This is a genomic window from Rhodococcus sp. P1Y (assembly GCF_003641205.1).
Classification (GTDB): domain Bacteria; phylum Actinomycetota; class Actinomycetes; order Mycobacteriales; family Mycobacteriaceae; genus Rhodococcoides.
The window spans coordinates 1,700,975-1,727,230 of record NZ_CP032762.1 but is presented as its reverse complement, the minus strand read 5'-3'; the positions used below and the strand labels follow the sequence as shown (position 1 = coordinate 1,727,230).

At 61.4% G+C, this 26,256-nt stretch carries 24 protein-coding genes and 1 pseudogene; 9 read left to right on the top strand and 16 right to left on the bottom strand.

Annotation, left to right across the window (positions count from 1 at the left end; translation table 11 throughout):
- Positions 1–81: 81 nt before the first annotated feature.
- From D8W71_RS08100 to D8W71_RS08060, 9 genes and pseudogenes are all read right to left on the bottom strand, one after another.
- Positions 82–1,323: an NADH:flavin oxidoreductase gene (locus tag D8W71_RS08100; protein WP_121112515.1), complete on the bottom strand. Its 1,242-nt coding sequence runs from the start codon at positions 1,321–1,323 to the stop codon at positions 82–84.
- An 87-nt stretch (positions 1,324–1,410) separates the two neighbouring features.
- A complete protein-coding gene (locus D8W71_RS08095) occupies positions 1,411–2,349 on the bottom strand; it encodes a VOC family protein (protein WP_121112513.1) in 939 nt (312 codons plus the stop codon).
- Between the two features lie 54 nt (positions 2,350–2,403).
- Positions 2,404–3,585 carry an acyl-CoA dehydrogenase family protein gene (locus tag D8W71_RS08090; protein ID WP_121112505.1) on the bottom strand — a complete coding sequence of 394 codons (1,182 nt, stop codon included), beginning with the start codon at positions 3,583–3,585 and terminating at the stop codon, positions 2,404–2,406.
- Positions 3,586–3,613: 28 nt separating this feature from the next.
- A complete protein-coding gene (locus D8W71_RS08085; RefSeq protein ID WP_121112504.1) occupies positions 3,614–4,771 on the bottom strand; it encodes a Rieske 2Fe-2S domain-containing protein in 1,158 nt (385 codons plus the stop codon).
- A 134-nt stretch (positions 4,772–4,905) separates the two neighbouring features.
- Positions 4,906–5,800: pseudogene (locus D8W71_RS08080) on the bottom strand (alpha/beta hydrolase).
- A 65-nt stretch (positions 5,801–5,865) separates the two neighbouring features.
- On the bottom strand, positions 5,866–7,494 hold the full coding sequence (locus D8W71_RS08075; protein WP_121112503.1) for a flavin-containing monooxygenase: 1,629 nt from the start codon (positions 7,492–7,494) through the stop codon (positions 5,866–5,868).
- A 126-nt stretch (positions 7,495–7,620) separates the two neighbouring features.
- On the bottom strand, positions 7,621–8,379 hold the full coding sequence (locus D8W71_RS08070; protein WP_121112501.1) for an SDR family NAD(P)-dependent oxidoreductase: 759 nt from the start codon (positions 8,377–8,379) through the stop codon (positions 7,621–7,623).
- A 42-nt stretch (positions 8,380–8,421) separates the two neighbouring features.
- On the bottom strand, positions 8,422–9,222 hold the full coding sequence (locus D8W71_RS08065; protein ID WP_236077785.1) for a MaoC/PaaZ C-terminal domain-containing protein: 801 nt from the start codon (positions 9,220–9,222) through the stop codon (positions 8,422–8,424).
- Positions 9,219–10,130: an SDR family oxidoreductase gene (locus D8W71_RS08060; protein WP_121118801.1), complete on the bottom strand. Its 912-nt coding sequence runs from the start codon at positions 10,128–10,130 to the stop codon at positions 9,219–9,221. The genes D8W71_RS08065 and D8W71_RS08060 overlap by 4 nt, the downstream gene beginning before the upstream one ends.
- A 112-nt stretch (positions 10,131–10,242) precedes the next feature.
- On the opposite strand from D8W71_RS08060, the gene D8W71_RS08055 reads away from it, so the two are divergent.
- Entirely contained in the window at positions 10,243–11,001 is a 759-nt protein-coding gene (locus D8W71_RS08055; RefSeq protein ID WP_121112499.1) for an enoyl-CoA hydratase family protein, read from the top strand.
- A 40-nt stretch (positions 11,002–11,041) separates the two neighbouring features.
- A complete protein-coding gene (locus tag D8W71_RS08050) occupies positions 11,042–12,121 on the top strand; it encodes an NAD(P)H-dependent flavin oxidoreductase (protein ID WP_201265369.1) in 1,080 nt (359 codons plus the stop codon).
- A gap of 49 nt (positions 12,122–12,170) precedes the next feature.
- On the opposite strand, the gene D8W71_RS08045 is transcribed toward D8W71_RS08050, so the two are convergent.
- Both D8W71_RS08045 and D8W71_RS08040 read right to left on the bottom strand, forming a co-directional pair.
- Entirely contained in the window at positions 12,171–13,040 is an 870-nt protein-coding gene (locus D8W71_RS08045) for an aldo/keto reductase (RefSeq protein WP_121118797.1), read from the bottom strand.
- A gap of 8 nt (positions 13,041–13,048) precedes the next feature.
- Positions 13,049–13,768: an SDR family NAD(P)-dependent oxidoreductase gene (locus D8W71_RS08040; RefSeq protein ID WP_236077783.1), complete on the bottom strand. Its 720-nt coding sequence runs from the start codon at positions 13,766–13,768 to the stop codon at positions 13,049–13,051.
- Positions 13,769–13,896: 128 nt separating this feature from the next.
- Here D8W71_RS08040 and D8W71_RS08035 point away from each other — a divergent pair, with 128 nt between their 5' ends.
- From D8W71_RS08035 to D8W71_RS08025, 3 genes are read left to right on the top strand one after another with little or no spacing between them, the layout of a single operon-like run.
- Entirely contained in the window at positions 13,897–14,772 is an 876-nt protein-coding gene (locus D8W71_RS08035; protein WP_121112497.1) for a CoA transferase subunit A, read from the top strand.
- Positions 14,769–15,536 carry a CoA-transferase subunit beta gene (locus D8W71_RS08030; protein WP_121112495.1) on the top strand — a complete coding sequence of 256 codons (768 nt, stop codon included), beginning with the start codon at positions 14,769–14,771 and terminating at the stop codon, positions 15,534–15,536. The genes D8W71_RS08035 and D8W71_RS08030 overlap by 4 nt, the downstream gene beginning before the upstream one ends.
- Positions 15,537–15,557: 21 nt before the next feature.
- Positions 15,558–17,138 carry an AMP-binding protein gene (locus D8W71_RS08025; protein WP_121112493.1) on the top strand — a complete coding sequence of 527 codons (1,581 nt, stop codon included), beginning with the start codon at positions 15,558–15,560 and terminating at the stop codon, positions 17,136–17,138.
- A gap of 67 nt (positions 17,139–17,205) precedes the next feature.
- On the opposite strand, the gene D8W71_RS08020 is transcribed toward D8W71_RS08025, so the two are convergent.
- Complete coding sequence (locus D8W71_RS08020; RefSeq protein WP_121112491.1) at positions 17,206–17,976, bottom strand: SDR family oxidoreductase; 771 nt, start codon at positions 17,974–17,976, stop codon at positions 17,206–17,208.
- A gap of 200 nt (positions 17,977–18,176) precedes the next feature.
- Here D8W71_RS08020 and D8W71_RS08015 point away from each other — a divergent pair, with 200 nt between their 5' ends.
- Positions 18,177–18,623 carry an acyl-CoA thioesterase gene (locus D8W71_RS08015; RefSeq protein WP_161965423.1) on the top strand — a complete coding sequence of 149 codons (447 nt, stop codon included), beginning with the start codon at positions 18,177–18,179 and terminating at the stop codon, positions 18,621–18,623.
- 27 nt (positions 18,624–18,650) lie between these two features.
- Here the strand turns inward: D8W71_RS08015 and D8W71_RS08010 are convergent, their stop codons facing one another.
- From D8W71_RS08010 to D8W71_RS07995, 4 genes are read right to left on the bottom strand one after another with little or no spacing between them, the layout of a single operon-like run.
- Positions 18,651–19,943 (bottom strand): LLM class flavin-dependent oxidoreductase, encoded by a 1,293-nt coding sequence (locus D8W71_RS08010; protein ID WP_121112487.1) that lies wholly within the window; start codon positions 19,941–19,943, stop codon positions 18,651–18,653.
- The gene (locus D8W71_RS08005) at positions 19,940–21,094 is read right to left on the bottom strand and encodes an acetyl-CoA C-acetyltransferase (protein WP_121112485.1); all 1,155 of its coding nucleotides are present in this window, start codon (positions 21,092–21,094) and stop codon (positions 19,940–19,942) included. Before D8W71_RS08005 ends, D8W71_RS08010 begins: the two co-directional genes overlap by 4 nt.
- Positions 21,095–21,134: 40 nt before the next feature.
- The gene (locus D8W71_RS08000; RefSeq protein ID WP_121112483.1) at positions 21,135–21,932 is read right to left on the bottom strand and encodes an SDR family oxidoreductase; all 798 of its coding nucleotides are present in this window, start codon (positions 21,930–21,932) and stop codon (positions 21,135–21,137) included.
- Positions 21,929–23,107: an acyl-CoA dehydrogenase family protein gene (locus tag D8W71_RS07995; RefSeq protein ID WP_121112481.1), complete on the bottom strand. Its 1,179-nt coding sequence runs from the start codon at positions 23,105–23,107 to the stop codon at positions 21,929–21,931. The genes D8W71_RS08000 and D8W71_RS07995 overlap by 4 nt, the downstream gene beginning before the upstream one ends.
- A gap of 135 nt (positions 23,108–23,242) precedes the next feature.
- Between D8W71_RS07995 and D8W71_RS07990 the strand changes: the two genes are divergently transcribed.
- The 3 genes from D8W71_RS07990 to D8W71_RS07980 are packed head-to-tail and all read left to right on the top strand — an operon-like array spanning position 23,243 to position 26,255.
- Entirely contained in the window at positions 23,243–24,109 is an 867-nt protein-coding gene (locus tag D8W71_RS07990) for an enoyl-CoA hydratase (RefSeq protein WP_121112479.1), read from the top strand.
- The gene (locus tag D8W71_RS07985) at positions 24,106–25,278 is read left to right on the top strand and encodes an acyl-CoA dehydrogenase family protein (RefSeq protein ID WP_121112478.1); all 1,173 of its coding nucleotides are present in this window, start codon (positions 24,106–24,108) and stop codon (positions 25,276–25,278) included. Before D8W71_RS07990 ends, D8W71_RS07985 begins: the two co-directional genes overlap by 4 nt.
- Positions 25,275–26,255 carry an acyl-CoA dehydrogenase family protein gene (locus D8W71_RS07980; protein ID WP_121112477.1) on the top strand — a complete coding sequence of 327 codons (981 nt, stop codon included), beginning with the start codon at positions 25,275–25,277 and terminating at the stop codon, positions 26,253–26,255. Before D8W71_RS07985 ends, D8W71_RS07980 begins: the two co-directional genes overlap by 4 nt.
- The last annotated feature ends 1 nt before the right edge of the window (position 26,256 follow it).

The window sequence follows — 26,256 nt, the reverse complement described above, 5'->3', positions numbered from 1 at the left end:
CAGTACCTGCTGGGCGTCAGCGCTTGTCGATCAACAGAAGATCGCGCACCACGCACGTTCCGGCGCCGAGCCCGACAATTCTCAGCGGGTGGGCAGAACCAGGCTGATGGCAGCATGCTCGGTCTCCTCGGTGGGTCCAGCTGTATCCTCGGGAATCAGAACACATCGCGTTCCAGTGAAGATCGTCGTCATGCACTTGTTGTTGTGATTGCACAAAGACCGAGTCGACGAGTCGGCTTGGATTCGGTTGATCAGATCCGGTTCACGCAACAGCGCCCGACCCATTGCGACGTACTGGAAGCCCTCAGCCATAGCACGATCCATGGTGGTGCGATTGGTCACCCCGCCCAGCAAAATCATCGGCAGGTTCACCGCCGATCGGATCTGCAAAGAATCCTCGAGCAAATAGCCGTCGTAGTAGGGGTACTCCCGCAAAACATGCTTTCCGACCAACTTTATTCCAGTGCGAATCGGCTCCTTCATCATCGCGGCGAACTCGGCGATCGGAGAGTCACCCTTGAAGAGGTACATGGGGTTGAGCAGGGAGCTCCCCGCTGTCATCTCGAGCGCGTCCACAGCGCCTGTCTGCTCGATCCATTGAGCGACCTGGCACGCCTCGTCGAGCCAGAACCCGCCGGGTACACCGTCATCCATGTTGAGTTTGGTGATGATCGCCAGCCGGTCCCCGGCCGCGTCACGCACTGCGTCGAGAATTCGGAGCGCGAGCCGTGCTCGATTTTGCAGAGAACCACCGTATTCGTCGTCGCGACGGTTGAGCTTCGGGCTGAGAAACGAGCTTGCGAGGTAGTTGTGCCCCAAATGAACCTCAACCGCGTCGAATCCGGTCTCGATGGCCATACGCGCCGCATCACCGTGCGCTGCAACGATTCTTTCGATGTCGTCGCGTCCCGCTGCTCCGACCACCCGCATGAATTGCTTGTTGAAATGGCGACTGGGGGCAATGGCACGGGTACCGGTTGCCTGAGCGTTGTTGACCGGACCTGAATGGCCGATCTGTGCGGAGATCGCCGCACCCGCATCGTGCACCGCATCCGTCAGACGACGCAGTCCTGGCTCGGCCGCGTCGCGCCAGACGATCTGGTTACCGTCCGTGCGACCATCCGGTGCCACCGCACAGTAGGCAACGGTAGTCATAGCGACTCCGCCTTGGGCGTGTTCGACATGAAAGTCAATGAGTGGTTGCGTCACAAGTCCCTCGCGGGCCATGTTCTCGTAGGTCGCGGCCTTGATCGTTCTGTTCTTGAGTTCGAGTGGACCGAGCTTGGAAGGCGAGAAGATATCGGGAATCACTTTGCCGGGCATGAGTACTCCTATGTTCGGGTCTTGTCTGCGAAAAAACCCGCCCGAACCGAAACGGTCCGAACGGGTTTCATCGAATCGCGGCGCAGCCTAGGCCTTTGCTTCGGCCTTGGCCTGCTGTTCCATTGCCTCTTTCATTTGCTTTGCCCACGCCCATTCGTGACCCCAGTAACTGTCTGCTGTGATCTCCTCGGAGGTGTAGAACGACTCGTCGACCAATTCGCCTTCGGTACCGAACTCGATGTCCCAGCCGCCAGGCACCTGAACGTAGAAAGAAATCATCTTGTCGTTGGTGTGTCGACCCAACGTCGAGGAAACCGGGAAGTCGCGCTTCACGACCTCGTCCAGAGCACGACCGACGGTGTCGAGCTTCTCGACCTCGACCATGATATGGACCAGGCCTGGATCTTTGCCCTCGGGAACCGGCATCAAGGCCAAACTGTGGTGGCGCTGGTTTACACCGAGGAACCGGATGCGCTGGGGCCCGTACTCCGGTGGGGCCGGCATACGCATCGCTCCGCGCGGGAGGAATCCCAGTGTCTCGGTGTAGAACTGATAGGTCTCGTCGAAGTTGACGGACGGGACCACCACGTGGCCGAGGCCCTGATCGCCGGTGACGAATTTGTCCGCATACTTGTTCGGTAACGGTGTGTGATCGAGGACCGGTCCGTGGAAGAACTCGAGTGGCGTGCCGCCCGGATCATCCATGACGAATGCCTCTTCCACGCGCCTGGCGTCTGCCTCATCCTGAGACATCGGCTTGACGACGTGGCCGGCTCGCTCGAGCTTGTCGCGCAGACGGGCCAACGCGAGTTGGTCCCGCACCTCCCACCCTACGGCGGTGACTCGGTCCACCGCTGCCGGCACGACAATCAGCCGCGCAGCACGTTCGTCGACTCGCAGATGTAGTGCACCTTCCTCCGGCCCAGCACCTTCCCCGAATCCTAGAACCTCGAACGCCAGCTCACGCCACCGCTCCAAGTCGGTTGCGTCCACCCGCACGTAACCCAGGCCTTTGATCTCGCTCATGACACCTCGCATAAATTGTTTGCCGAAAACCGACAAGGGTTTGGAAATTGACAGTCAGATCATGATTCGCAGAGTGCCCTGTGGATCGGCTCCCAACGAACTCAATGCCGACGAGTGATACGGAATACTGGAGACGTGAATGGCGTGGTGAAGGCCCGCGTGTGCATCGCGCCAGAACCGCTGCAACGGGTTGTCCATCCGTAGGGCATTTCCGCCGGAGCGATCGAAGATCTCGTCGGCGGCGCGCACTGCGCGCCACGCGGCGCGCGTCTGATTTCGACGGCCCTCGGCGCGCTGCTCGAAGGTGATCGTTTCTCCCGCTTCGATCCTGTCCCACATACGGTCGACGTTGGTCAACACCTGCTGCCGGGATGCATCGATCTCGGCGGCCGCTTCGCCGAGTGCGTGCAGCGTGTACGGGTCGTCCTTGATGGCAGTACCTGTGGCACCCACACGCTCGCGCTGATATGCCACGCCTGCTGCGAGGACACCTTCCGCGATACCGATGGTGGCCGACGTGATGCCGAGAGGGAACATCGTCGACCACGGCATCTTGTACAGCGTCTCGGTCACGCCGTACTCTTCAGCGGCGGTTCCGTCGATGACTTTGCCGCCATCCATCACCCGGTAATCGGGGATGAACTGCTCGGTGACCACGATGTCCTTGCTTCCCGTGCCGCGCAGTCCCACCACGTCCCAGCTGTCCTCGATGATCGAGTAGTCGGCGCGGGGCATGATGACATGCAAACTCTGTGGCGGCATGATCGGTATGCCGTTCTTGTCTCCGACCATGGCACCGAGAAAGATCCAGTCGCAATGGTCGGTCCCCGAGGAGAACTGCCATCGCCCCGACAGTACATAGCCACCCTCGACCGGAACAGCGACTCCGCCTGGCATGTAGGGCGAAGCCTGCCACGTGTCGGAATCGCTACCGAGCACCTCTTCTTGGACCTTGGGGTCCGCGAATGCGAGCTGCCAGGGGTGCACTCCCACAATGCCCGATACCCATCCGGCAGAACCGTAGATGCTTCCGGTTTTCATGACGACCTGCGCGAAATCGCGAGGATGCGCCTCGAAGCCGCCGTACTCCTTGCGAGCCAGCATCCTCATGGTGCCGGCATGTCTGATTCCCTTGGCCATGTCGTCCGGGAGCCGGCCGAGGGATTCGGCCTCGTCGGCGCGCGCGCGCAGATCCTCAGCCATGGCAATAATGTTGTCGAGAACTTCGTGACTCATCTAAACTCCTTGACTGATGCGGAAATAGCTACTGCGGGACCGGAATCGCGCTGCGGCCTGCGGCCATATTCGCGTCGACCTCTGCCTGCCAACTCTTGTTCGCGCGCTCGGTGTCGATCTCGTACTCGAACCGGTTGACCATGTCTGGTTGCACGTCTTCGATATCTACATAGAACTGGTTGTACCACCGGCGGAGCTGGTAGACCGGACCGTCCTCCTCCGACAGCAGCGGATTCTCGATGCGCGACTTGTTCTTCCAGATCTCGACGTCCTGCTCGAAACCGATCGCCACCCCGGCAGCGACGGCATCAGCGATCTGGTCGCCGACCTCAGGCGGAACATTGTCCGGCTTCTTGGCGATGACCCCGTATTGCAGGAGAAACGACGACGACGAAATCGGGTAATGGCAGTTGATCAACACGATGTTGTGTTCGCCGGAAAGGTCTCCGGTCCACAACTTGTCGATCATGTATGCAGGGCCGAAGTACGAAGCATCCGACTGGCTTTCGTTGTCGTAGCTGCTGCCGATCGAGGCGTCGACGGCATCGGCACGGGGCCTGCTTCGCATGACCTGAGTGGCCACGTGTCCCTCGAATACATTGTGGAAGAACTGGGGCATCCCGTAGTGCACGTAGAAGAAATGCGCCATGTCGACAACGTTGTCGACCAACTCGCGGCAGTTCGCACCCTCGACGAGAACGGTCTTCCAGGTCCAGTCCGTCCAGTCGGGGTTTCCGTACTCTGCGACCAGGGGGATGGTGATGTCGTCGGTGGGCTGGGAACCCTGCGGGTCGTGCCACACATACAACTGCCCATTGCGCTCGAGCGTCGGCCACGATTTGGTGCGGGCGAGTGGGGGCACACGGCGCGCGTATGGAATGTCGGTACATTTGCCCTTTCCGTTCCACCGCCAATCGTGGAATGGGCACGCGATGCTGTCGCCCTTGACCGTTCCGCGGGCGAGGTTGCCTCCCATGTGTGGGCAAAACGCATTCAGCACGCTGAGCGTTCCGCTTTCGCCCTGGAACACGACGAGCTCGGTGCCGAAGGCTGAAATCTGGTGGGGCACTCCGTCACGGAAATCACGCAAGAGACCGAGGCAGTGCCATCCGCGAGCGAAACGCTCTGGCGGGGCTCCCTTCTCGATGACGCGGTAGTCCTCGGAAGTCGCTGCTGTCGAAGCCATTGATGGTTCTCCTCATCGTTTCGGCCGAATGTTGTCCAGTGGGCCGCTGGTGTGATCACCATCTCATTCCCACCGTCGGTTGAGACCAGGTGTTCCCGAAGAGCGGGACACGGCTCCTCGCCGAGGCGGGGAACTCAGTCTGTGAACTCCCGCATCATCGCCCATATCGTTTCGCGCGCAGGACCTGTTTGCGACAAAGAGGGGAACGTCAGAAAACCATGGAACAAGCCGTCGAACCTTCGGTGTCGAACGTCGACCCCCCGCCGCTCGGAGCTTCTGCGCATAGTCGTCTCCGGACGAGCACGGGGGGTCCAACTGCGCGGTGATCACGACGGCCGGGGGCAAGCCCTTCAAGGACTTCGCCCTGGTGGGGACGAGGCGAGGATCGTCGGTCCCTGACGGGGCGTATTGCTGCCAATACCACTTCATCGCCGACGTCGTGTTGTAGAAGCCGGTGCCGAACTGCCGATAGGACTCGGTATCGAAGTCGTCGTCTATGACCGGATACATCATGACCTGAGCGATCAGATGTGGCGCTCCACGGTCTCTGGCCGCGATGGCAACGGTAGCTGTGAGGTTGCCGCCTGCGCTGTCACCCGCGAGTGCGATCCGGCTCGAATCGCCACCGTACTGCGCCGCATTCGTCGAAGCCCATTCCAGAGCCGCGTAGACATCGTCGTGTGCGGCAGGGGCAGGATGCTCGGGCGCCAATCGGTAGTCGACGGCAACCACTACGGCGCCTACGCCGTCCGCCATCGACCGGCACAACTCGTCGTGACTATCCAGGTCGCAGAACACGAAGCCACCGCCGTGCGCGAAGACCACCACCGGTAGCGCACTGCTCGCGCTGTGCGGTCTGAAAATCCGTAACGGAATGGGCCCACCTGGTCCGGTGATCTCGATGTCGGTTACCGAAACCATGTCAGGTCGTCGAGTCAACGGTGCCCGTCTGCTGCGAATCAACTCACGCAATTCCGGAACCGGCACCTTCGTGACATCCGGGAATCCCTTGTCGAGTGCATCGAGCATGGCCGCCACGTCCGGTGCTATGGCTACGGCTGTCCGGCCCGGGCCGTCGGAGTCGTGAGCCGTCATCAGACCACCGATCCCGTAGTTTCACGGTCCTCGGAGCGCAGGAGGGTGAAACCCTCGTACTCGCTGGCTGCGACCTCGGCAAGCCTGCGTCCGTAGACGGCGAAGCCTCCGATATACGGCATGAACACGCGGGGCTTCCCGGGGATGTTCGCACCCATGTACCACGAATTGGCTTGCGGAAACAGTGTTCCACTGGCCTGTCGGTTGCATTCCGCGACCCAGGACGAAGCGGCGGACGCGTCCGCCTCGATCGATGAGACATTGTTATTCCGCATGTGCTGCAGGCAGTCCACCACCCAGTTCACATGCTGTTCCGATGCCAAAACCATGTTCGACAGCACACTTGGGCTTCCCGGACCGGTGATGATGAACATGTTCGGGAAACCGTGTACACCAAGTCCTAGGTACGTGAGCGGTCCCGCTGCCCACTCCTCGCGCAGGGTCCGTCCGCCGCGTCCGCGAATGTCGATCTTGTTCAGAGCACCGGTCATCGCGTCGAAGCCGGTCGCGTAGACGATGATGTCGAGTTCGTATTCTCGGGCCGATGTCCGCACTCCGGATCCGGAGATGCCGTCGATCGGCTCTGCGCGCAAATTGACCAGGTTGACGTTGGGGCGATTGAACGTCTCGTAGTAGCCGTCATCGGTGACGATGCGCTTCGTGCCGATGGGGTGATCGACGGGAATCAGTTGTTCAGCCGTGGCAGGGTCGTCGACCAGGTCCCGAATCTTTGCCTCCGCGAACTCCCTGGCCGTCTCGTTCGCTGCTGGGTCGATCATCTGGTCGGGAAATGCCTTGCTGAACAGCACACCTCCACGCGTCCACCACTCCTCGTATACCCGCCTGCGTTCGTCTTCGTCGACGTCCATGGCCTTCCGAGGGTTCGGGATGAATGGCGACCCGCCGCCACTCTCCCACGACAGGCGGCGGCGTTCGGCATACTCGCTCGCGGACAGTCTGCGGTCGCGCTCGTCCAACGGTCGATTGCCCGCGGGAATCGAATAGTTGGGACTTCGTTGAAAGACGTACACCGACTCGGCGTCCTCAGCGATGAGTGGAATCGATTGAATCCCCGATGAACCGGTCCCGATGACTCCGACTCTCTTGTTCGTGAAATCGACGCCGCCATGAGGCCACTCGCCTGTGTGATAGGACTCGCCCTCGAACAAACGGCGACCCTCTATCGCCGGCATGTTCGTCGCCGACAGACACCCGGTGGCGAACATGCAGAATCGCGAAACGACGACGTCGCCGGCGTCGGTCGTGACATTCCACACCCCGTCCGCTTCGTCGTATTCCGCGGCCACGACTCGAGTCTCGAATCGGAAATGTCGGGCGATGTCGAACCGATCCACCACGTGCTCGAGGTACCGCAGGATCTCGGGCTGGGTAGCGTAGCGCTCGCTCCATTCCCATTCACTTTGCAGCTCGCCTGAGAACGAGTAGGAGTAGTCCAAACTCTCGATATCACACCGAGCGCCTGGATACCGGTTGTGAAACCACGTACCACCTACGCCCGACGCCGCTTCGAGGCCCTGAACGGTGAACCCAGCTTTGCGAAGTGCATGAATCGCATAGATCCCCGCAATTCCCGCTCCGACAACCACCACATCGACATCAAATTTCATTTCAATACCTCTCCATCACGACACAGCACGGTGTCGACGGTCGCTCCGTCACGCTACGAACAGTGTGGGTGGCTTGTGAAGCGACAATCCCGTTCAGCGGATTCGCGCTGCCCGCGGGGCGGGCATCTATCGCGTCTGCGACCCGCCGTTGAAGTCGATGGTCTGTCCGGTCATGCCACCCGATTCATCCGAGGCCAAATAAGCGCAGGCAGCTCCGATTTCGATGGAGTCCCCAAGCCTGCCGATAGGAATGGTCGCAAGAATGTCACGAATCATCTGTTCGGTCATCTTGCTCTCGAGATTCTTTTGGTGCCCCAAGGCAAGTATGTTGGCGGTGACACCGAACTGGCCGGTCTCCGCTGCCAGGTGCCGAATGAATCCCTCGACGCCACTCTTCCCAGTTGCGTACATCGATACACCGATGTTCTGACCGGCCCGGGCCGATCCTGACGAGATTTGCACTATTCGCCCCCATCCGGCGTCGCACATCTTGTCGAGTACCGCTTTGGTGCAATTAAGTGCGCCATAGATGTTGAGGTCGATCGGCGCCCGCCACTGATCCGGTGTCAGCTGCCTGAAGGGCAGATTCACGCGTCCCTCGGCGATGCCGGCATTATTGACCAGGATGTCGATGTGATGGTCGAATTTTTCTGCAGCCCTGTCCACATGCTCGACAACCGAGTCCAGATCGGTGATGTCGAAGGCCGCCGCAATTGCCCGTCCGCCTTCTGCGACTATCGCTTTCGAGACCTGCTCGGCTCGATCCGCGTACAGATCGTTGACGACGACCGCAGCACCTTGCCTGGCAAGCACTGTCGCAATCCCCGCCCCTACGCTCTGGCCCGCGCCTGTCACCAGAGCAACCCGACCGTGCAAATCGAACATGTCTGTATCTCCTCGAACGTAATTCGGACGTGTGTTGTAGATTCAGGGCGTTGCGAACACAGCTCTGCCGCCGTCGATTGCCACGCCACGGGGTGTCTCGACTCGAAACGCGCCATCCGGCCAACTCAGGACATCGACCGATTCACCGGGGAACACCGGGGAACTGAAACGTCCGCCCAACTCCATCAAATCGCACGGATGCGCGCCGGCAATGTCGGCCAGAACGAGAGTGGCCGCGGACAGGGTCGCGAGGCCGTGCAGAATTGGTCGCGGCTGGCCGATACCCCGCGCTGCCTCTGGATCGACGTGGATGTGGTGCCGATCGCCCGAAAGCCTGTAGAGCAGCGCACTGTTCGACGCGATAGGCAGCTGACGACGGTCGGACGGGTCGCCGCCGTCCTGCGCAACCGAAGACGGCCCACGATCGCCACCGAATCCGCCCTGCCCTGGAGCGAAAATCGACCAGGTTGCCTCGAACAACTCACAGTCGACCGTGACGTCGAAGATGGCCGCACGTCCCTTGTCCCACACTGCAGAGACTCGGGAATTCAACGTCACGCCGCCCGACGGGGGCAGTGGCGCTCGAACATTCATCCGCTGGGAACCGTGCAACGCTTTTCCGACGTCGAATGCACCTGCGTCGCCGAGCACGTCGGGTGCCCACTGCGCCAGACTGAGCCCGAACGTGGGCAACACGCGCAGGTCGCGTTCGAAGACGAGATCGAGCTGATCGGGGCGTGCACCGACTGCGAGCGCGAACAGCATGACATCGCGCTCGTCCCATGCGACGCGGCGACTCCCGAGTTCGCGTCCGATCCAGGATGAGGCATCCTGCGCTGTCACGACCGCGCGCCGTAGACCGCTTCGGGGGTACGCGCTTTCTGCAACAGGCCCCGAAGCTCGCCACCGACCTCGCGCGGATCCCACCTACGCGACACGTCGAGCGAGGGCCCGTGGACCCAGCCTTCTTCGACCGTGAGTCGTCCGCCCTCGATCTCGACGACTCGACCGGTCACATCCGCACTCTCCTCACTGGCCAACCACGCCACGATGGGTGAGACATTCGCGGGCGCCATCGCGTCGAAACCATCGACGGGTGCTGCCATCGCTTCGGCGAACGGGCCCTCCGTCATTCGAGTGCGAGCCGACGGTGCGATTGCATTGACGGTGACTCCGTACGGGGCGAGCTCCTCCGCGGCTACGATGGTGAGCCCGGCAATCCCGGCTTTTGCGGCGGAGTAGGTAGCCTGACCGACCGACCCCTGAAGTCCTGCACCCGAGGACGTGTTGATCACTCGCGCTGCGCGCGTACGGCCCGCTTTCGATTCCGCCCGCCAATAGGCAGCGGCGTGACGCAGTGGCGCGAAATGACCTTTCAGGTGTACACGGATCACCGAGTCCCACTCCTCTTCGCTGGTGTTGACCAACATCCGGTCTCGCACGAACCCGGCGTTGTTGACCAGAATGTCGAGGTGACCAAAGGTGTCGATCGCCTGACGAACCATCGCTTCCGCAGCCTCGAAGTCGGCTACGTCTGCGGTATTGACCACCGCTCGGCCTCCCGCAGCTGTGATCGTCGAGACCACCTCCTGCGCGGGTGTCTCGCCCGTGCCATCGCCGGCCAAGGTGACACCGAAATCGTTCACCACCACCGCGGCTCCGAGCCGCGCCAGTTCCAGCGCATGCTCACGCCCTAGGCCACGACCTGCTCCCGTCACAATTGCAACGCGTCCTTCGAGAAGATTCGACATTCCTTGTTCCTTTGCCTTGCCTGCGGCGATGCGCAACTTGTACGTCTTGTTGTTGACTGCCCATCCCTGGTGGCTGTTACGATACCAAGCAATCGCTAGGTTAGGAACCGACATGAGCGTCTCCACAGAGGTCTTGAACGGCAGACTCACTGTCGTCACCATGGACTACCCACCAGTCAACGCACTCCCAGTCTCAGGATGGTTCGCCGTCGCAGATGCGATGAAAGAAGCCGCCCGAGACCCGCAGATCCGCGCAGTTCTACTGCGAGCGGAGGGCCGCGGGTTCAACGCAGGCGTGGATATCAAAGAGATGCAGAAGACAGTCGGCTTCGACGCATTGGTTGGAGCAAATCGCGGCTGCTACGAAGCTTTCAAGGCAATCTACGAGTGCGAAGTACCGGTTATTGCAGCGGTCAACGGATTCTGCCTCGGAGGTGGCGTCGGCCTGGTCGGGAATTGCGACACCATCATCGCGAGTGACGATGCGTACTTCGGAGTGCCCGAAGTCGACCGGGGCGCCCTCGGCGCAGCAACACATCTGTCGCGTCTCGTGCCGCAGCACTTGATGCGCACGCTCTACTTCACCAGCCGCACCATCCCGGCCAACGAACTCGTGGGGCACGGATCTGTGTTGGAGGTAGTTCCGCGTGCACAGCTCGACGACGCCGCCCTGGCGCTCGCCGGTGAGATCACCGCGAAAGATCCGCGGGTCCTCCGCGCCGCCAAAGCCGCACTGAACGGCATCGATCCCATCGACGTCAACAAGAGCTATCGATTCGAGCAAGGATTCACCTTCGAGCTCAATTTGGCCGGGGTGGCCGACGAGCACCGCGACGAGTTCGTGCACACCGGCTCGAATCTGACTACCTGAACTCCCTTTCGAACCTCGAGACAGCGCACCCTGAAGGAGAATCGTGACCACGACCGCGCGCATTCGCACCCCACTCACCGATCTCACCGGTGTTCGACACCCGATCGTCCAGACCGGAATGGGATGGGTTGCCGGCGCGCGCCTTGTCTCTGCGACCGCCGAGGCCGGAGGGTTGGGCATTCTTGCTTCCGCCACGATGAGCCTGGAGGAGCTGGAAAAGGCCATCATCGACGTGAAGTCACGTACCCGAAATCCGTTCGGCGTCAACCTTCGCGCCGACGCGAGTGATGCAGTCGAGCGATCTCAGCTGCTGATCGACCAAGGCGTTCGTGTCGCGTCCTTTGCGCTCGCTCCGAAGAAGGATCTCATCTCACGGCTGAAAGACCATGGCATCGTAGTGATGCCGTCGATCGGTGCCGCTCGTCACGCCGAAAAAGTCGCAGCGTGGGGCGCTGACATGGTAATGATTCAGGGCGGGGAAGGAGGAGGCCACACCGGTGCGGTCCCCACCACTCTCCTGCTCCCGTCCGTGCTCGATGCGGTCGACATTCCCGTCGTCGCGGGCGGGGGATTCTACGACGGTCGAGGCCTCGCCGCCGCGCTCGCATACGGTGCTGCAGGCATCGGAATGGGCACGCGATTCCTCCTGACCAGCGACAGCGCCGTTCCCCAGTCGATCAAAGAGCAGTACCTGACATTCGGCCTCGACGGCACCGTCGTAACGCGCAAGGCCGACGGTATGCCGCATCGTCTCCTCCGCACCGAGTACGTGGAGAATCTCGAGTCCGACGGCCTGGCCCATCGCATAATCGGAACTGCCAGGCGCACAATTGCGTTCAAGAAGATGAGCGATATGACGTGGCGCCAGCTTCTGGTCGACGGACGCCAGATGAAAAGTGCGAGCGACCGCAGTTGGTCTCAGATGACGCAGGCCGCGAATACCCCGATGCTGCTCAAGGCCGGTCTCGTGGAGGGGGACACCTCGGCAGGGATGTTGGCGTCCGGCCAAGTCGTCGGGCTCATCAACAGCCTGCCCACATGCGACGAGGTAGTAACAACGATTGTTGACGATGCGCATCGTCAACTAACGCACGCTACTTCCCGGATTTCGCCAACATAGAACCTGCAGGCCCGGGCAATTCGGTTGCCCGGGCCTGCAGGTTCTTCGGTCAGTCGACGCCAACGATCGGAGCGTCGAGTAACGCCAGTTCCCGATGATCAAGCACGAGATCGACGGCGCGTATCGAGTCGCGTACCGATTCCGGTCGAGACGCTCCCGGGATGGGGATCACATGGGGCCACCGCTGCAACTGCCATGCAATTGCCACTTGTTGGACCGACACTGCATGTGCAAGTGCAACTTCGGTGAACGCGGCGAACTGAGACCCGAGGTCCTTGGCCGCACGCATTCCGCCGAGCGGACTCCAGGAAAGAAATGCAAGGCCGATCTCACCACACAGAACGACCTCCGGTTCACTCGATCGAAAACCTGGCGAATATTGGTTCTGAACCGAGACGAGCGCGTCACCGATAATCGACCGGGCAACCCTGATCTGATCGGGATTGGCATTCGAGATTCCGACCCGACGAGCCAACCCGTCGTCGACGAGTGCACGCAGCGCTACCATCGACTCCTCATACGGCCGAAAGGGATCGGGGCGATGGTGCTGATATAGAGGTAGAGGATCCAGACCCAGTCGTACGATCGAATCCTGACATGCCCGGCGCAAATGCTCTGCACTGCCGTCGATCCACCAATTGTCCCCGTGGCGAGTGTGCCCACCTTTGGTAATCACGACGACATCGTCCGTGGGCCCCGGCCAGGACCTCAAAGCGTCGGAAAGCGCGCGCTCGTTGACCCCGTACTCGTCGGTGGGTCCATAACTGTCGGCTGTGTCGAAAAGAGTTACCCCGGCATCCAGAGCGGCGTGGACGGTCCGTCGGCCTCGCTCGACATCGTACCCGGCCACCTGAGTGATGGTCATCGACCCCAGTCCGATTGCCGACACGGTAAGATCACCGAGGCTCCTCGCCGGCATCGACCCGGTCACTTGCCGACCGCCGTCCAGCCACCGTCGACCGGGACACACACACCCGTCGTATACGAGGCGTCGACCGCAAGGTGCTCGATTGCCCTCGCCATCTCGTCCGGGGTCGCCAATCGCCCCAACGGTATGCGGGCTTCGGTGGCAGCAATGTCGTATCCGTTGTCGATAAGGTCTTGAACCATGGGCGTCCGGGTGTGGCCCGGCGCCACACTGTTGACTCGGATCCCATGCTCTGCCCACTCGATCGCCAGGTTCTCGGTCAGCTGTCTGACTGCGGCTTTTGCGACCCCGTAATCCGACTGACGCCGCCACCCCCGGAACGCAGTCGTCGAAGAAATCGCTACGACCGATCCTTCTGTACCGACGTCAATCAAATCCCGGGCAACAGCGCTCGCGACCAACAATGTTCCGACGACGTGGACATCGAACATTCGACGCACATGGTCGGCGTCGAGTTCCAGCGCAGGCACGAACGCCCCTCGAATGCCGTGGCACGTCACAAGCACAGTTACCGAGCCTCGCTGCTCGATTGCACTGGCCACCGCCTCCGAAACTGCTGCAGCGTCGGTCACGTCGACGCCGATACTCGTGACGTGCTCCTCGGCTGCACCTGCAACCGTCAGATCGAACACCGTCACGTGATATCCGCGGTCGACGAGCCGGATGACCACCGCACGGCCGATACCGCTGGCGCCGCCGGTGACAATTGCGTGTTTCACACTCACTCCTGACGAAGGCCTCGAGCTACTGGGCTGTCACTGAACCGGCACCGCATTGCCCGAGAAGGGGTGGCACCATGCCCATTCAACAGTTAGAGTACCAAACAAGCGCTAGGTTAAGGAGTTGTATGACAGACAAAACGATGTCCCTGAGCGATGTCGCTGGACACGTGAAGTCGGGCATGACCATCGGAGTGGGCGGTTGGGGGTCACGCCGGAAGCCCATGGCCTTGATTCGTGAGATATTGCGTTCGGACGCTACAGATCTCACCGTGGTGACGTTCGGCGGACCGGAGGTTGGGCTTCTCTGCGCAGCAGGAAAGGTCAAGCGTGTGGTCTACGGGTTCGTCTCCCTCGACAGCATCGCGTTGGACCCACATTTCCGTGCCGCACGTGAATCGGGATCGATCGACATCACCGAATACGACGAGGGCATGTTCGTCACTGCAATCCAAGCAGGCGCGAGCCGGATGTCGTTCCTGCCCACCCGCGCAGGCCTCGCAAGTGATGTCCTGACCATGAATCCGGATCTACGGACGGTTGAATCTCCGTACGACGACGAAGAGTACGTCGCAGTTCCCGGCGTCAGAATGGATCTGGGATTGATTCACCTCAACCGCGGCGATGCGCAGGGAAATGGACAGTACCTCGGCCCGGATCCGTACTTCGACGATCTGATCTCGATGGCATCCGATCGGTGCATCATGAGTGTGGAGAAGATCGTTGCAACGACTGAGCTGACGGCAACCGCGCCGCCGCAATCTCTCCTGATCAACAGGATGTTTGTTTCCGGCGTAGTCGAGGCACCTCGCGGAGCGCATTTCACCTCGTGCGAACCCGACTACGGACGAGACGAAGCGTTCCAGTCGCACTACGCGACTTCTGCAGCGCAGCCAGAGTCGTGGTCAGCGTTCGAGAAGCAATTCCTGACCGTCGACGAGGCCGGGTACCACGAGGCCGTCGAACGGTTCACGCAATCAACCTCGAACAAGGAATCAGCATGACAATCGACATCACCCGCGCAGAGATCTGCGTGACCGCATGCGCCGACGCATGGCGCGGTGTCGGAGAGACTCTCGCTCACGCGGTGGGTACCGTACCCGCCATATCGGCACGCCTGGCTCGTCTGACGTTCGAACCGGACCTGGTCCTGAGCGACGGCGAATGCTATTTCGTCAGCGACCCGCCGCCGCTGGGCAAGACAGCAAGTCAGGGTGGTGGGACCATCGAAGGCTGGGTGCCGTTCAGGAATATCTTCGCAATTCTCAATACCGGCCGACGCCACAGCATGATGGGCGCAAGCCAGATCGACATCTACGGCAATCAGAACATCTCGGCCATCGGCGATTGGCGCCGTCCGACTCGCCAGTTGATCGGTGTACGCGGTGCGCCGGGCAACACCGTCAATCACCGCGTGGACTATTGGGTGTCGCGGCACTCCTCACGTGTCTTCGTGGAGAAGGTCGACGTCGTGTCGGGTGTCGGCAACGACCGTGCGAAAGCATATGAAGGAAAGGCACTTCGCTTTCACGATCTCGGCGTGATTGTAACCGACCTCGCCGTTCTCGACTACGGTGACGACGGCAAGATCAAGGTGCGATCGATACACCCAGGGGTCACGGCAGACGACGTTCGCGCGAACACCGGATTCGACATCGACGTCGCGGGTGCGGCGACTACCCGCAACCCGACCGACGAAGAACTACGGCTCATCCGTGAGGTAATAGACCCGAAGAACCTCCGCGACAAAGAAGTCAAAGCAAGATGAGAAACGAACAGGGATCCGACAATGGACACGAACACCATTCCTGAACTTCTCGCCGAAGGGACACAGCGTTTCGGCGACCACCTCGCTGTGGTCGACGGCGACCGTCGCCTGACCTATCGAGGCCTGGAGGACGCCGTCCGGACAGCAAGTGCCGGATTCGTCGGACGCGGAGTCGAGCCGGGCGATCGGATTGCAATCTGGGCACCGAACAAACTCGAGTTCATCGTCGCGCTACTCGGTGCCCAGCGAATCGGCGCGGCGGTTGTTCCCCTGAACAGCCGATACCGCGGATACGAAGCACACTCCATACTCGCGCGATCACGAGCAACCGCACTCGTCGTCGCCGACGGGTTTCTCGGCACCGACTACGTCACGATGCTGCAAGAAGCCGGTGAAGACCGCGAGGGGCCAATCGTTCCCGGATTGCCGCATCTGCGGGTCATCATCGACATCATGGCCAGCGGCAACTCGGACACGACACCATGGCGTGAGTTCACCGACGTCGACGAGGCCGCGCTGGACGAGGCGGACCGGTGCGCCGCTGCTGTCGAAGAATCGGCGGTAAGCGACATCCTCTTCACCTCTGGAACGACCGGGTCGCCGAAGGGCGTCGTGACCACCCAAGCCCAGACAATTCTGATCGGGAGAACGTGGGCCCGACGCGCGAGCCTGTCGCCCTCGGATCGGTACGCAATCATCAGTCCGTTCTTTCACGGTTTCGGCTACAAGGCTGGAATCATGGCCGCGCTGACGAGCGGAAGTACGATCTACCCGGTTCTGACCTTCGACCCCGTCGCGGTTATGCACTTGGTCGAGGCCGAGAGCATCACCGTAATGCCGGGTGCGCCGACGATCTTCCTCACGTTGATCGATCACCCACGACTAGCCGAATTCGATCTCTCGTCACTGCGATACGCCACCGCAGGCGCCACATCGGTGCCCGACAACCTATTTCAGCAAATGCGGGATGTATTGGGGTTCGACACCGCCGCCCAGGCGTACGGACTCACGGAATGCATGGTTGCAACACAATCACGTCCCGATGATGATCCACTCCACATAGCTCAGACGACGGGTCCTGCGGTGGATGGAATCGAGATTCGCGTGGTCGATGCAGCGTCGAACGATGTCGGCACCGGTGAGGACGGCGAAGTATGGCTGCGGGGAAAGACCGTGATGATCGGCTACTTCGAAGATCCCGAAGCAACCGCCGCCGCAATCGATTCCGACGGGTGGTTGCACACCGGTGATGTTGGCCGACTGGACGAGCACGGCTGCTTGAAGATCACCGATCGCATGAAGGACATGTTCATCGTCGGTGGTTTCAATGTCTATCCAGCAGAGGTGGAAAATGCCATCTCGACGCATCCCGATGTCGCCGAGGCGGCCGTTGTCGGCATACCCGACGCACGGCTCGGAACGGTCGCACGCGCGTTCGTGGTGCCGCGCCACGGCACGACGGTGAGCGAAACCGAACTCACGCAGTGGTGCACCGTGCGGCTCGCCAACTTCAAGGTACCGAGAGAGTTCCTCGTAGTGGACGCCTTCCCGCGCAATGCCAGTGGAAAGATACTCAAACGGGAACTGCAACAGGATATCTGAAGATCCGAACGGTATCCGCGGCGACGAATCGGGTGGGACGCTCCCAGCGTTTCACCCGATTCGTCGCTCACGCATTCGGAGTGTGCTGAAGAAATGCAGGCCATTCACCCCCACCGTCGACATTCAACACGGCCCCCGTGATGTGTGAGGCGAGAGGGGAAGCGAGCATCAGGCACGCCTGACCGATCTCTTGGGGCGTGGCCAGTTGCCCACGGGGAATGGTGGCAGCGACCTTCGCATACTGTTCGGCGTCACCGTAGTGCTCCACCGAACCCGGAGTGGCCACCAGCCCGCAGCTGACGGCGTTGACACGCACATCCGGCGCCCATTCCACGGCCAAACTCTGTGTCAGGCTCTCCAACGCCGCTTTGGCTGCCCCATACACCGCCGTGCCCGGACTCGGACGCCGCGCGGATATCGAGGTGATGTTGACGACACTCGAATCGGGTGTCGCTGCAAGAATCTTCGCAGCAGAACGACATACATATACAGCGGACGTGAAGTTCAATGCGAGCACCTTGTCGAAAAATCGACTTGAACTGTCGTTGAACTGTGCAAACGGCGCTCCCCCGGCATTGTTGACCACAACATCGATCCGCCCGTGACGCTCCGCAATCCCGTCGATCCACTGCTCCACGGCATCGGCATCACGAACATCGACACGACTCATGGTGGTTCTCCCTGCGTGGCGCTCGGTGTCGGAGGAAGAAGCACTACGGCCACACATCTCCACATACGCACCGGCTTCGACGAATACGTCAACTATCCCGGCACCAACTCCTCGGCCCCCTCCGGTCACCACGACAATTCGACCGGTCAGGTCAATTTCGAACGACATGTTCGGTCCGCCTCTCACTGATTGAACATCGCAATGATACCAAGCAAGTGCTAGCTTTAAGGATGTCATTGGACGAGACGCCTATGTTCGTTCCGTACGTGCGCAATTCCCACTCCCGAACCGTTCGGGACGCGTCCCTACCACCACTAGGCTCACGCCCTGTCCGGCAACCAGATTCACCGGAGAACAAGATGGCAGTAATGCACCAGAGTGATGGTCCGGCATTGACCGGCTCGACCTTCGTACTCAGCTACGCCGACACCGACCCTGCCGGCATCCTGTACTACGGAGCAATATTTCCTTGGATGGAGAGGCTGCAGAGCCAATGGTTCCTGGCGCATGGCCTGCGTCAGGACCGCCTCAGAGACGAACTCGGATTCTGGCTGGTCACCTGCCATACCGAATGCGACTACCTTGTTCAGGCGCGGCTGTTCGACCGTGTGAACTCCGCGCTTCGCCTCGGCCGGGTGGGGCGTCGATCGTTCGACATGGACTTCGAGTTCAACCGTGATGCCGACGGTGTCGTGGTCGCACGGGCACGCATAACACTCGTCACCGTGGCGCCGGAGGGCAACTCGGTCGACATTCCGGCGGTCCTGCACGAACACCTGGACGCGTGGTCGAGAGGACGTTCGCTGCTGCGGTGACCCGACCCTCTCGACAGCACGGTGGCACTATTCGTCGAGATGCTCGCGCAACGTAGAACCCGTATAGGACGTACGCAGCAGACCGCGGTCCTGCAACCTAGGCACCACGAGTTCCACGAATTCTTCCAACCCCACCGGAAGATCGGCGGGAAGGACGATGAAGCCGTCCGCGGCCCCTGCTGTGAACCAGAGTTCCATTTCGTCCGCGATGGAGTCCGGCGTTCCTACCAAAGGTCGGTGACCGATACTAATCCCCACCCGTTGTGCCAACTCACGCACCGTCAGACCTTCGTCGAGAGCCATGCCGATGAAGAGCGCCGGCCGAGAAACTCCGGCATGATCGGGCAATTCGGCCCTTATGTCGGGGAATTTCTCGTCCAGGTCGTACTTCGTGAGATCGAGACCCCCGAACGATTGCTGCAGAAATCCGAGAGTCGATTCTTCGCTGATCAGAGAACCGAGTTCCCTGGCGAGTTCCGACGCGTCTTGCTCGGTCCGCCCGACGATGGGCGTGATGCCAGGAAGCACCCGGACCGCATTGGAGTCTCTGCCGAACGACGCGGCTTCGGTGCGCATTGCCTCGGCGAAACCGCGCGCTGCGTCGAGGTCGTGTTGGGTGGTGAACACCATGTCTGCCACACGTGCGCCAAGTCTGACACCGACAGGAGAAGATCCTGCCTGCGCCAACGGAATACGACCCTGGGGCGAACGCGGAACCGTTAGTGGCCCCTTGACCTGAAAATGGGTGCCCTCGTGCTCGATCGAGTGAATCTTGCTCAGATCCGCCCATTCGCCCGTCTTCACGTCACCGACGATCGCGTCGGCCTCCCATGCCTCCCAGAGAGCACGTACGACATCGACAAATTCCTCGCCGCGTTCGTACCGCGCCGTGTGATCGGGGAGTCCCGCCGAACCGTAGTTGGCCGCCGCGGTCGCTATCGCGGTGGTGACTACGTTCCACCCTGCACGACCATTGCTCAGATGATCGAGCGAGGCGAATTGCCGCGCGACTGTGTACGGATCGTTGTATGTCGTGGAGCTTGTGCCGACCAATCCAATCCTGGAGGTCACCGCTGCCAGCGCCGACAGAATTACTACCGGATCGAGACGGTCGGTCGCGTCCTTTGCGATCGTCGGAGCAAGATTGAGTTGATCAGCCACGAAGAAGGCGTCGAAGCAACCGCGCTCTGCGGTCTGCGCAAGATGTGCCCAATGCTTCAACGTGTCCACCATTGCGGGATCGGTACGCGGCGAACGCCACACCGATTGGGACACTCCGACTCCCTGCGCAAAGAGCGCAAGGTGCATCGTCCGGGTCATCCGAGTCGCTCGATGATCGTCACGTTGGCTTGTCCGCCACCTTCGCACATCGTCTGCAGACCGTATCTGCCGCCGGTGCGTTCGAGCTCGTGCAGCAGGGTGGTCATCAGCCGGGTACCCGTCGCTCCGATGGGATGCCCGAGCGCGATACCGCCACCGTTGACATTGACCTTCCTCAGATCGGCTCCGGTTTCGTGCGCCCAGGCGAGGACGACCGGCGCGAAAGCCTCGTTCATCTCGATGAGGTCGATATCGTCCAGGGAAAGACCTGTGCGCTTCAACGCTCTAGCTGTTGCCGAGATCGGCCCGGTCAACATCCAAACTGGGTCGTCGGCATAGACACTGATGTGATGGATGCGAGCCCGAACCGTCAGATTATGTTCCCTGACAGCAGATTCCGATGCAATGAGCAATGCACTCGCGGCATCGGAGATCTGTGAGGCCATCGCGGCGGTCAGGACGCCGCCGTCGGTCAATGTCCGCAGACCGGACATCTTCTCGAGGGTGGTATCTCGTCGTGGACCTTCGTCAGCTGTTACACCGGCCAGCGGAGTGATCTCACGATCGAAATATCCCGCGTCGACAGCCGCCAACGCGCGCCGGTGGCTTTCGAGCGCGAACTCTTCCATTTGTAGGCGGGTGAGACCCCACTTCTCGGCGATCATCTCGGCAGCTCGGAACTGCGAGACCTCCTGATCACCGTAACGCTTGCGCCACCCCTCGGACTCGGCGAAGGGCGTCGTGAATCCGAACTGCTGTCCGACGATCATCGCGGAAGAGATGGGGATGGCGGACATGTTCTGAACTCCGCCCGCAACGATCAAATCCGCCGTACCAGACATCACGCCCTGCGCGGCAAAATGCACTGCCTGCTGGCTCGATCCGCACTGACGATCGATGGTCACGCCCGGAACGTGCTCGGGCAGACCAGCTGCAAGCCAGGCTGTGCGGGCTACGTCACCCGATTGTGAACCGAGTGTATCGGTGCACCCCATGATGACGTCATCCACGGCAGCGGGGTCGACGCCGCTACGTTCGACAAGCGCATTCAACACGTGCGCCCCGAGATCGGCGGAGTGCACCGACGCCAGGCCTCCACCTTTACGGCCGACCGGCGTACGGACGGCTTCTACTATGTATGCCTCAGGCATGAATCCTCCTAAAATCTAGTGCGTAGCTGTAAATGTGCACTCACGCATGCTGGGAACTGACGGCGACGACCTCACCTGTCATGTACGAGGCGTAGTCGCTGGCGAGAAAGACCATCACGTTCGCGACCTCCCACGGCTGCGCTGCGCGTCCGAACGCCTCGCGGCCCTTGAGCTCCTCGAGAAGTTCCGGTGTGGTCACCTTCTCGAGAAACGGATGCATCGCCAAGCTCGGAGCCACCGCGTTCACCCGAATACCATGCGAGGCAACATCGATGGCCGCCGACCGAGTGAGCGCCATGACACCGGCTTTTGCAGCAGCGTAGTGCGCTTGATCCTCCTGGGCACGCCATCCGATGACCGAGGCATTGTTCACGATCACTCCGCGAGTCCCATTCGCGATCATGCGGCGACTCGCCGCACGAACACAGCGAAACGTGCCGGTCAGGGTCACGTCGAGAACCAGAGACCACTGCTCGTCGGTCATCTCCAGCAGCGAGACCGACCCACCGAGTCCTGCATTGTTGACCATGACGTCGACTCCGCCGAACGGCTCGGCCGCGTCGATCAACGCCGTGACGTCGGCTTCCTTGGTCACGTCGCACACCAACGTCGACACCCTGTCGGCGCCGAATTCGTTGGACCATTCCGTCCGGGCCTCGGTCAGTCTGCGTTCGTGTGTATCTCCGACAACAACCGCACGAGCCCCTTCCTCGAGAGCCCTGCGTACCACCGCGGCCCCGATCCCCGCTCCTGCACCTGCCGTCACCACAACAGTCTTGCCAGCCAGAAGACTGTGTCCTGGAACGTATTCGGGTGCTGATTGTTCGATCTTGCTCACGGTCGCTGCTCCTTGGGCATTCCCAGTACTCGTTCTGCGATGATGTTTCTCTGAATTTCGTCCGAACCGCCGTAGATGGTGTCCGCGCGACTGAACAGAAAGAGCGACTGCAAGTCATCGAGGGCATAGTCGGGGCCGACCGTGAGGGCCGAGCCACCGAGGATGTCCATCGCCAATTCGCCTAGTTCACGATGCCACCGCGCCCAGACGAGTTTGGACACCGACGCTTCCGGCCCGACGGATCCGGATTCGTATGCGCTGAGCGTCCGAAGTGCGTGAAATCTCATCACCTCCAGACCGATCCGCGCCTGGGTCAGTCGATCCGCGATGACCGGATCGTCGATCATGCCGGTGGACTTCGCCCGCTCGGTGACTACCGCCAGCTCGCGGGCGAAGCCGACCTGCTGGCCGACGGTCGACACGCCACGTTCGAAACCGAGCGTCCCCATGGCCACGCCCCACCCCGCACCCGGGTCACCGACAACCATGGACACATCCGTGACAGCGCCGTCGAAGAAGACCTCGTTGAATTCCGATGTACCGGTGAGCTGAACGATGGGCCGCACCTGCACACCCGGCTGATCCATGGGTACCAGCAGATAGGACAACCCAGCATGCCGCGTCGAACCGGGATCGGTGCGTGCAACTACGAAGCACCAGTCGGAATGATGTGCCAGGGAAGTCCACACCTTCTGTCCGTCGATGATCCACGAGTCACCTTCGAGCCGAGCGCGAGTGCGCACCGCCGCGAGGTCGGAGCCGGCTCCCGGCTCCGAATAGCCTTGGCACCACAATTCTTCGACCTTGACGATCGGCTGAAGGAATCGCGCTCGTTGCTCGTCGGTACCCCACGCAATCAACGTCGGCCCGAGCAACTCCTCACCGAGGTGGTTGACACGCGCCGGCGCATTGGAACGCGCGTACTCCTCGTGAAAGATCATCTGCTGGGACAGGCTCAGCCCTCGGCCGCCGAACTCCACCGGCCATCCGAGGCAGGTGTAGCCGGCCGCACCGAGATGACGGTTCCACTCCAGGCGTTCGGAGAACGCTTCATGCTCGCGGCCGGATCCGCCGAGCCCCTTCAGCTCGGCGAAGTCTCCCGCGAGGTTGTCCGCGAGCCACTGACGGGCCTCGGCCCGAAAGTCCTCGTCCTCCGCGGAGAACGTGAGGTCCATTACTTGCTCCTTCTCGAACTGGCGCGACCGGCGCTGCACACCTTGTCACGCACGACCCTACCCCACCAAGCACTTGTTTGGTACCCTGGCTCCAGGGGCGGCTACGCCCGACAAGAACGCGTATTTGGAGGAGCAATGTCAGAGCAGGTCGAGCAGGATGTCGTGACGTACGAGGTGCGTGGACATGTGGCCGTGGTGACGCTGAATCGACCGCAGTACAGCAACGCTCAAAACTCCAAGGTGACGTATGCGCTCGACGCCGCGTTCGTGAGGGCGGTCGACGACGACGCAGTCAAAGTGATCGTTCTCGCCGGCAACGGCAAGCACTTCAGTGGTGGACATGATATCGGCACACCGGGCCGTGACATCGATCAGAGCTTCGATCGCAAGGCTGTGATCATGTGGGACCACACCGACAAAGCTGGCGCCGACTCGCGCATCGCACGCGAGTCGGAGGTGTACCTGGGCATGTGCCGCCGTTGGCGCGAGATTCCCAAACCGATGATTGCCATGGTTCAGGGAGCGTGCATCGCCGGTGGCTTGATGCTGGCATGGTCGTGCGACTTCATAGTCGCGTCGGACGACGCCTTCTTCTCCGATCCCGTCGTGCGTATGGGGATCCCCGGCGTCGAGTACTTCGCCCACCCCTGGGTGATGAATCCGCGCGCGGCCAAGGAGTTCCTCTACACCGGTGACCGATTCGACGCAGAACGAGCTCTGCGACTCGGAATGGTCAATCATGTGGTCCCCCGCGACGAACTGACGGAGTTCACGTTTGCCATGGCCGGACGTATCGCCAAGATGCCGCGGTTCGGTCTGGCTCTCACCAAGAAGGCTGTCAATCAGTGCGAGGACCTGATGGGCCAACGTGCGGGCATGGATTCGGTGTTCGGTCTCCATCACGCAGCACACGCGCACAACGGAGAAGTCGATGTCGATTCGCTGGGTGGCCTCGATGCCCGTTCGATGGCGGCTGCCAATTCGAAAGCCGAGCAGGCGTGAGCATGAAATTCACCGCCGACGAATCGGCGTTCCGAGCCGAGGCCCGACAGTGGCTGGGTGAGAATTCTCCCGGACGCCTACCGTCGATGGACACCGAGAACGGCGCGCGTGCGCATCGGCAGTGGGAACGGACGCTGGCGGCGTCACGGTGGTCGGTCGTTGCCTGGCCGGAGGACCTCGGCGGCCGCGATGCCAGCCTCACCGAGTGGGTCATCTTCGAGGAGGAGTATTACCGCAGCGGTGCACCGACCAGAATCTCTCAAAACGGGATATCACTGCTGGCACCGATTCTGTTCCAGCACGGAACCGCCGATCAACAGGCGCGATACCTGCAACCCATGACCGACGGTAGCGAGGTCTGGGCACAGGCGTGGTCCGAACCCGAAGCGGGGAGCGATCTGGCATCGATTCGCAGCCGTGCATCCCGTGACGACGAACGTGGCGGCTGGATTCTCAGTGGACAGAAGACCTGGAGCTCGAGGGCTCCGTGGGCTGACCGCGGGTTCGGTCTGTTCCGCACCGACCCGCAGGCGGAACGCCATCGCGGGTTGACGTACTTCCTGTTTCCGCTCGACGCCGAGGGCGTAACGGTTCGCCCCATCGGTCAGCTGGACGGCGACGCAGGGTTCGGCGAGATCTTCTTCGATGACGTGTTCGTGTCCGACGACGATGTTCTCGGCGCCCCCGGGGATGGCTGGCGTGTAGCTATGAGCACTGCGGGCAACGAACGTGGGCTGTCGTTGCGTTCACCAGGACGGTTCTGCGCCGCGGTGGACCGATTGGTCGCGCTGTGGAACGAGCGGGACGCCGACAGCGCAGCGACGAGCGGCGTCGTCGACTCATGGATCGCGGCACAGGCATATCGGCTGTACACCTGGGGAACGGTCGAGAACCTTTCCGGTGGAGGCGATATCGGCGCCTACGGAAGTGTCAACAAGCTTTTCTGGTCCCAACTCGACATCGGCTTGCACGAGACCGCACTCGAACTCCTCGGGCCCGACGCAGAACTGCGGGGCGAGGGCGCACCCGCGGATGGCGCTTGGGCCGACGACTATCTGTTCTCTCTTGCAGGTCCGATCTACGCCGGCACCAACGAGATTCAACGCAACATCGTCGCCGAACGAATACTCGGCCTTCCGCGGGAAATCGATGCAAGGAAGAAGCCATGAAGTTCTCACTGTCCGCAGAGCAACAAGATTTTGCGAAGTCGCTCGATGCACTACTCGGTGACTTCGACACCGTCTCGGCTTCTCGTGCATGGGCGCGCTCGGACACCGGCCCCGGCACCGACCTCTGGCGCAAGCTCGCCGAGGCTGGGGTCACCGGGTTGCTGATCCCCGAGGACCTCGGCGGCGTCGGCGGTTCACACCTGGACGTAGCTGTCGCATTCGAAAGACTCGGGTACCACGGCGCTCCGGGACCGTGGATCGAATCTGCCGTTGTCGTCCCGCTGATTCTCGCGAACTCCGACAAGCCGGAGATTCTCACCGATCTCAGCGATGGAACGCAGTGCGCCAGCATCACCGAGCCCGATGGGAGTCGCGCGCTCGACTCGCACGTCGCTGCGAATACCTTCGTCGTAGCTGGACACCGGCTGTACGAGGGAACACCTTCGAAAAAGTTGCGGTCGGTGGACCCGGTCCGCACGTTGTTCGACGTGCAGGCCGGTACTGCGATCGCGGACCTGGATCCCGAAATCTTCACGAGAGCATACGATTCGGCCGCATTGGCCTGCGCGAGCTCGCTCATCGGGGCAGGCGAAAGGCTGTTGGACGATACCGTCGCGTACGTGGTGCAACGCAAGCAGTTCGGGCGCGTGGTCGGAAGTTACCAGGCCGTCAAACACGCACTGGCAGATGTCAAGGTGGCTCTGGATTTCGCACGACCGTTGGTCATCGGCGCAGCACACGAACTCTCGGCACAGTCGGCTGTGGCCTCACGCGATGCGTCGGCAGCGAAGGTTGCAGCGAACAAGGCTGCGTACCGCGCTGCGCGCGCAGCACTTCAATTGCACGGCGCCGTCGGATACACCATGGAACTTGATCTGAGCCTCTGGATTCTCCGAGTGCAAGCACTCGTAACCGCCTGGGGCACAACCGCCCACCATCGCGATCGTATCGCCACAGCACTGACCCAGGAGAACTGAT

Excerpts from the sequence above, each read along its gene's own strand:
- D8W71_RS08100 (WP_121112515.1), bottom strand. The coding sequence starts at position 1,323 with ATGCCCGGCAAAGTGATTCCCGATATCTTCTCGCCTTCCAAGCTCGGT.
- D8W71_RS08095 (WP_121112513.1), bottom strand. The coding sequence starts at position 2,349 with ATGAGCGAGATCAAAGGCCTGGGTTACGTGCGGGTGGACGCAACCGAC.
- D8W71_RS08090 (WP_121112505.1), bottom strand. The coding sequence starts at position 3,585 with ATGAGTCACGAAGTTCTCGACAACATTATTGCCATGGCTGAGGATCTG.
- D8W71_RS08085 (WP_121112504.1), bottom strand. The coding sequence starts at position 4,771 with ATGGCTTCGACAGCAGCGACTTCCGAGGACTACCGCGTCATCGAGAAG.
- D8W71_RS08075 (WP_121112503.1), bottom strand. The coding sequence starts at position 7,494 with ATGAAATTTGATGTCGATGTGGTGGTTGTCGGAGCGGGAATTGCGGGG.
- D8W71_RS08070 (WP_121112501.1), bottom strand. The coding sequence starts at position 8,379 with ATGTTCGATTTGCACGGTCGGGTTGCTCTGGTGACAGGCGCGGGCCAG.
- D8W71_RS08060 (WP_121118801.1), bottom strand. The coding sequence starts at position 10,130 with ATGTCGAATCTTCTCGAAGGACGCGTTGCAATTGTGACGGGAGCAGGT.
- D8W71_RS08055 (WP_121112499.1), top strand. The coding sequence starts at position 10,243 with ATGAGCGTCTCCACAGAGGTCTTGAACGGCAGACTCACTGTCGTCACC.
- D8W71_RS08045 (WP_121118797.1), bottom strand. The coding sequence starts at position 13,040 with ATGCCGGCGAGGAGCCTCGGTGATCTTACCGTGTCGGCAATCGGACTG.
- D8W71_RS08035 (WP_121112497.1), top strand. The coding sequence starts at position 13,897 with ATGACAGACAAAACGATGTCCCTGAGCGATGTCGCTGGACACGTGAAG.
- D8W71_RS08030 (WP_121112495.1), top strand. The coding sequence starts at position 14,769 with ATGACAATCGACATCACCCGCGCAGAGATCTGCGTGACCGCATGCGCC.
- D8W71_RS08025 (WP_121112493.1), top strand. The coding sequence starts at position 15,558 with ATGGACACGAACACCATTCCTGAACTTCTCGCCGAAGGGACACAGCGT.
- D8W71_RS08020 (WP_121112491.1), bottom strand. The coding sequence starts at position 17,976 with ATGTCGTTCGAAATTGACCTGACCGGTCGAATTGTCGTGGTGACCGGA.
- D8W71_RS08015 (WP_161965423.1), top strand. The coding sequence starts at position 18,177 with ATGCACCAGAGTGATGGTCCGGCATTGACCGGCTCGACCTTCGTACTC.
- D8W71_RS08010 (WP_121112487.1), bottom strand. The coding sequence starts at position 19,943 with ATGACCCGGACGATGCACCTTGCGCTCTTTGCGCAGGGAGTCGGAGTG.
- D8W71_RS08005 (WP_121112485.1), bottom strand. The coding sequence starts at position 21,094 with ATGCCTGAGGCATACATAGTAGAAGCCGTCCGTACGCCGGTCGGCCGT.
- D8W71_RS07995 (WP_121112481.1), bottom strand. The coding sequence starts at position 23,107 with ATGGACCTCACGTTCTCCGCGGAGGACGAGGACTTTCGGGCCGAGGCC.
- D8W71_RS07990 (WP_121112479.1), top strand. The coding sequence starts at position 23,243 with ATGTCAGAGCAGGTCGAGCAGGATGTCGTGACGTACGAGGTGCGTGGA.
- D8W71_RS07980 (WP_121112477.1), top strand. The coding sequence starts at position 25,275 with ATGAAGTTCTCACTGTCCGCAGAGCAACAAGATTTTGCGAAGTCGCTC.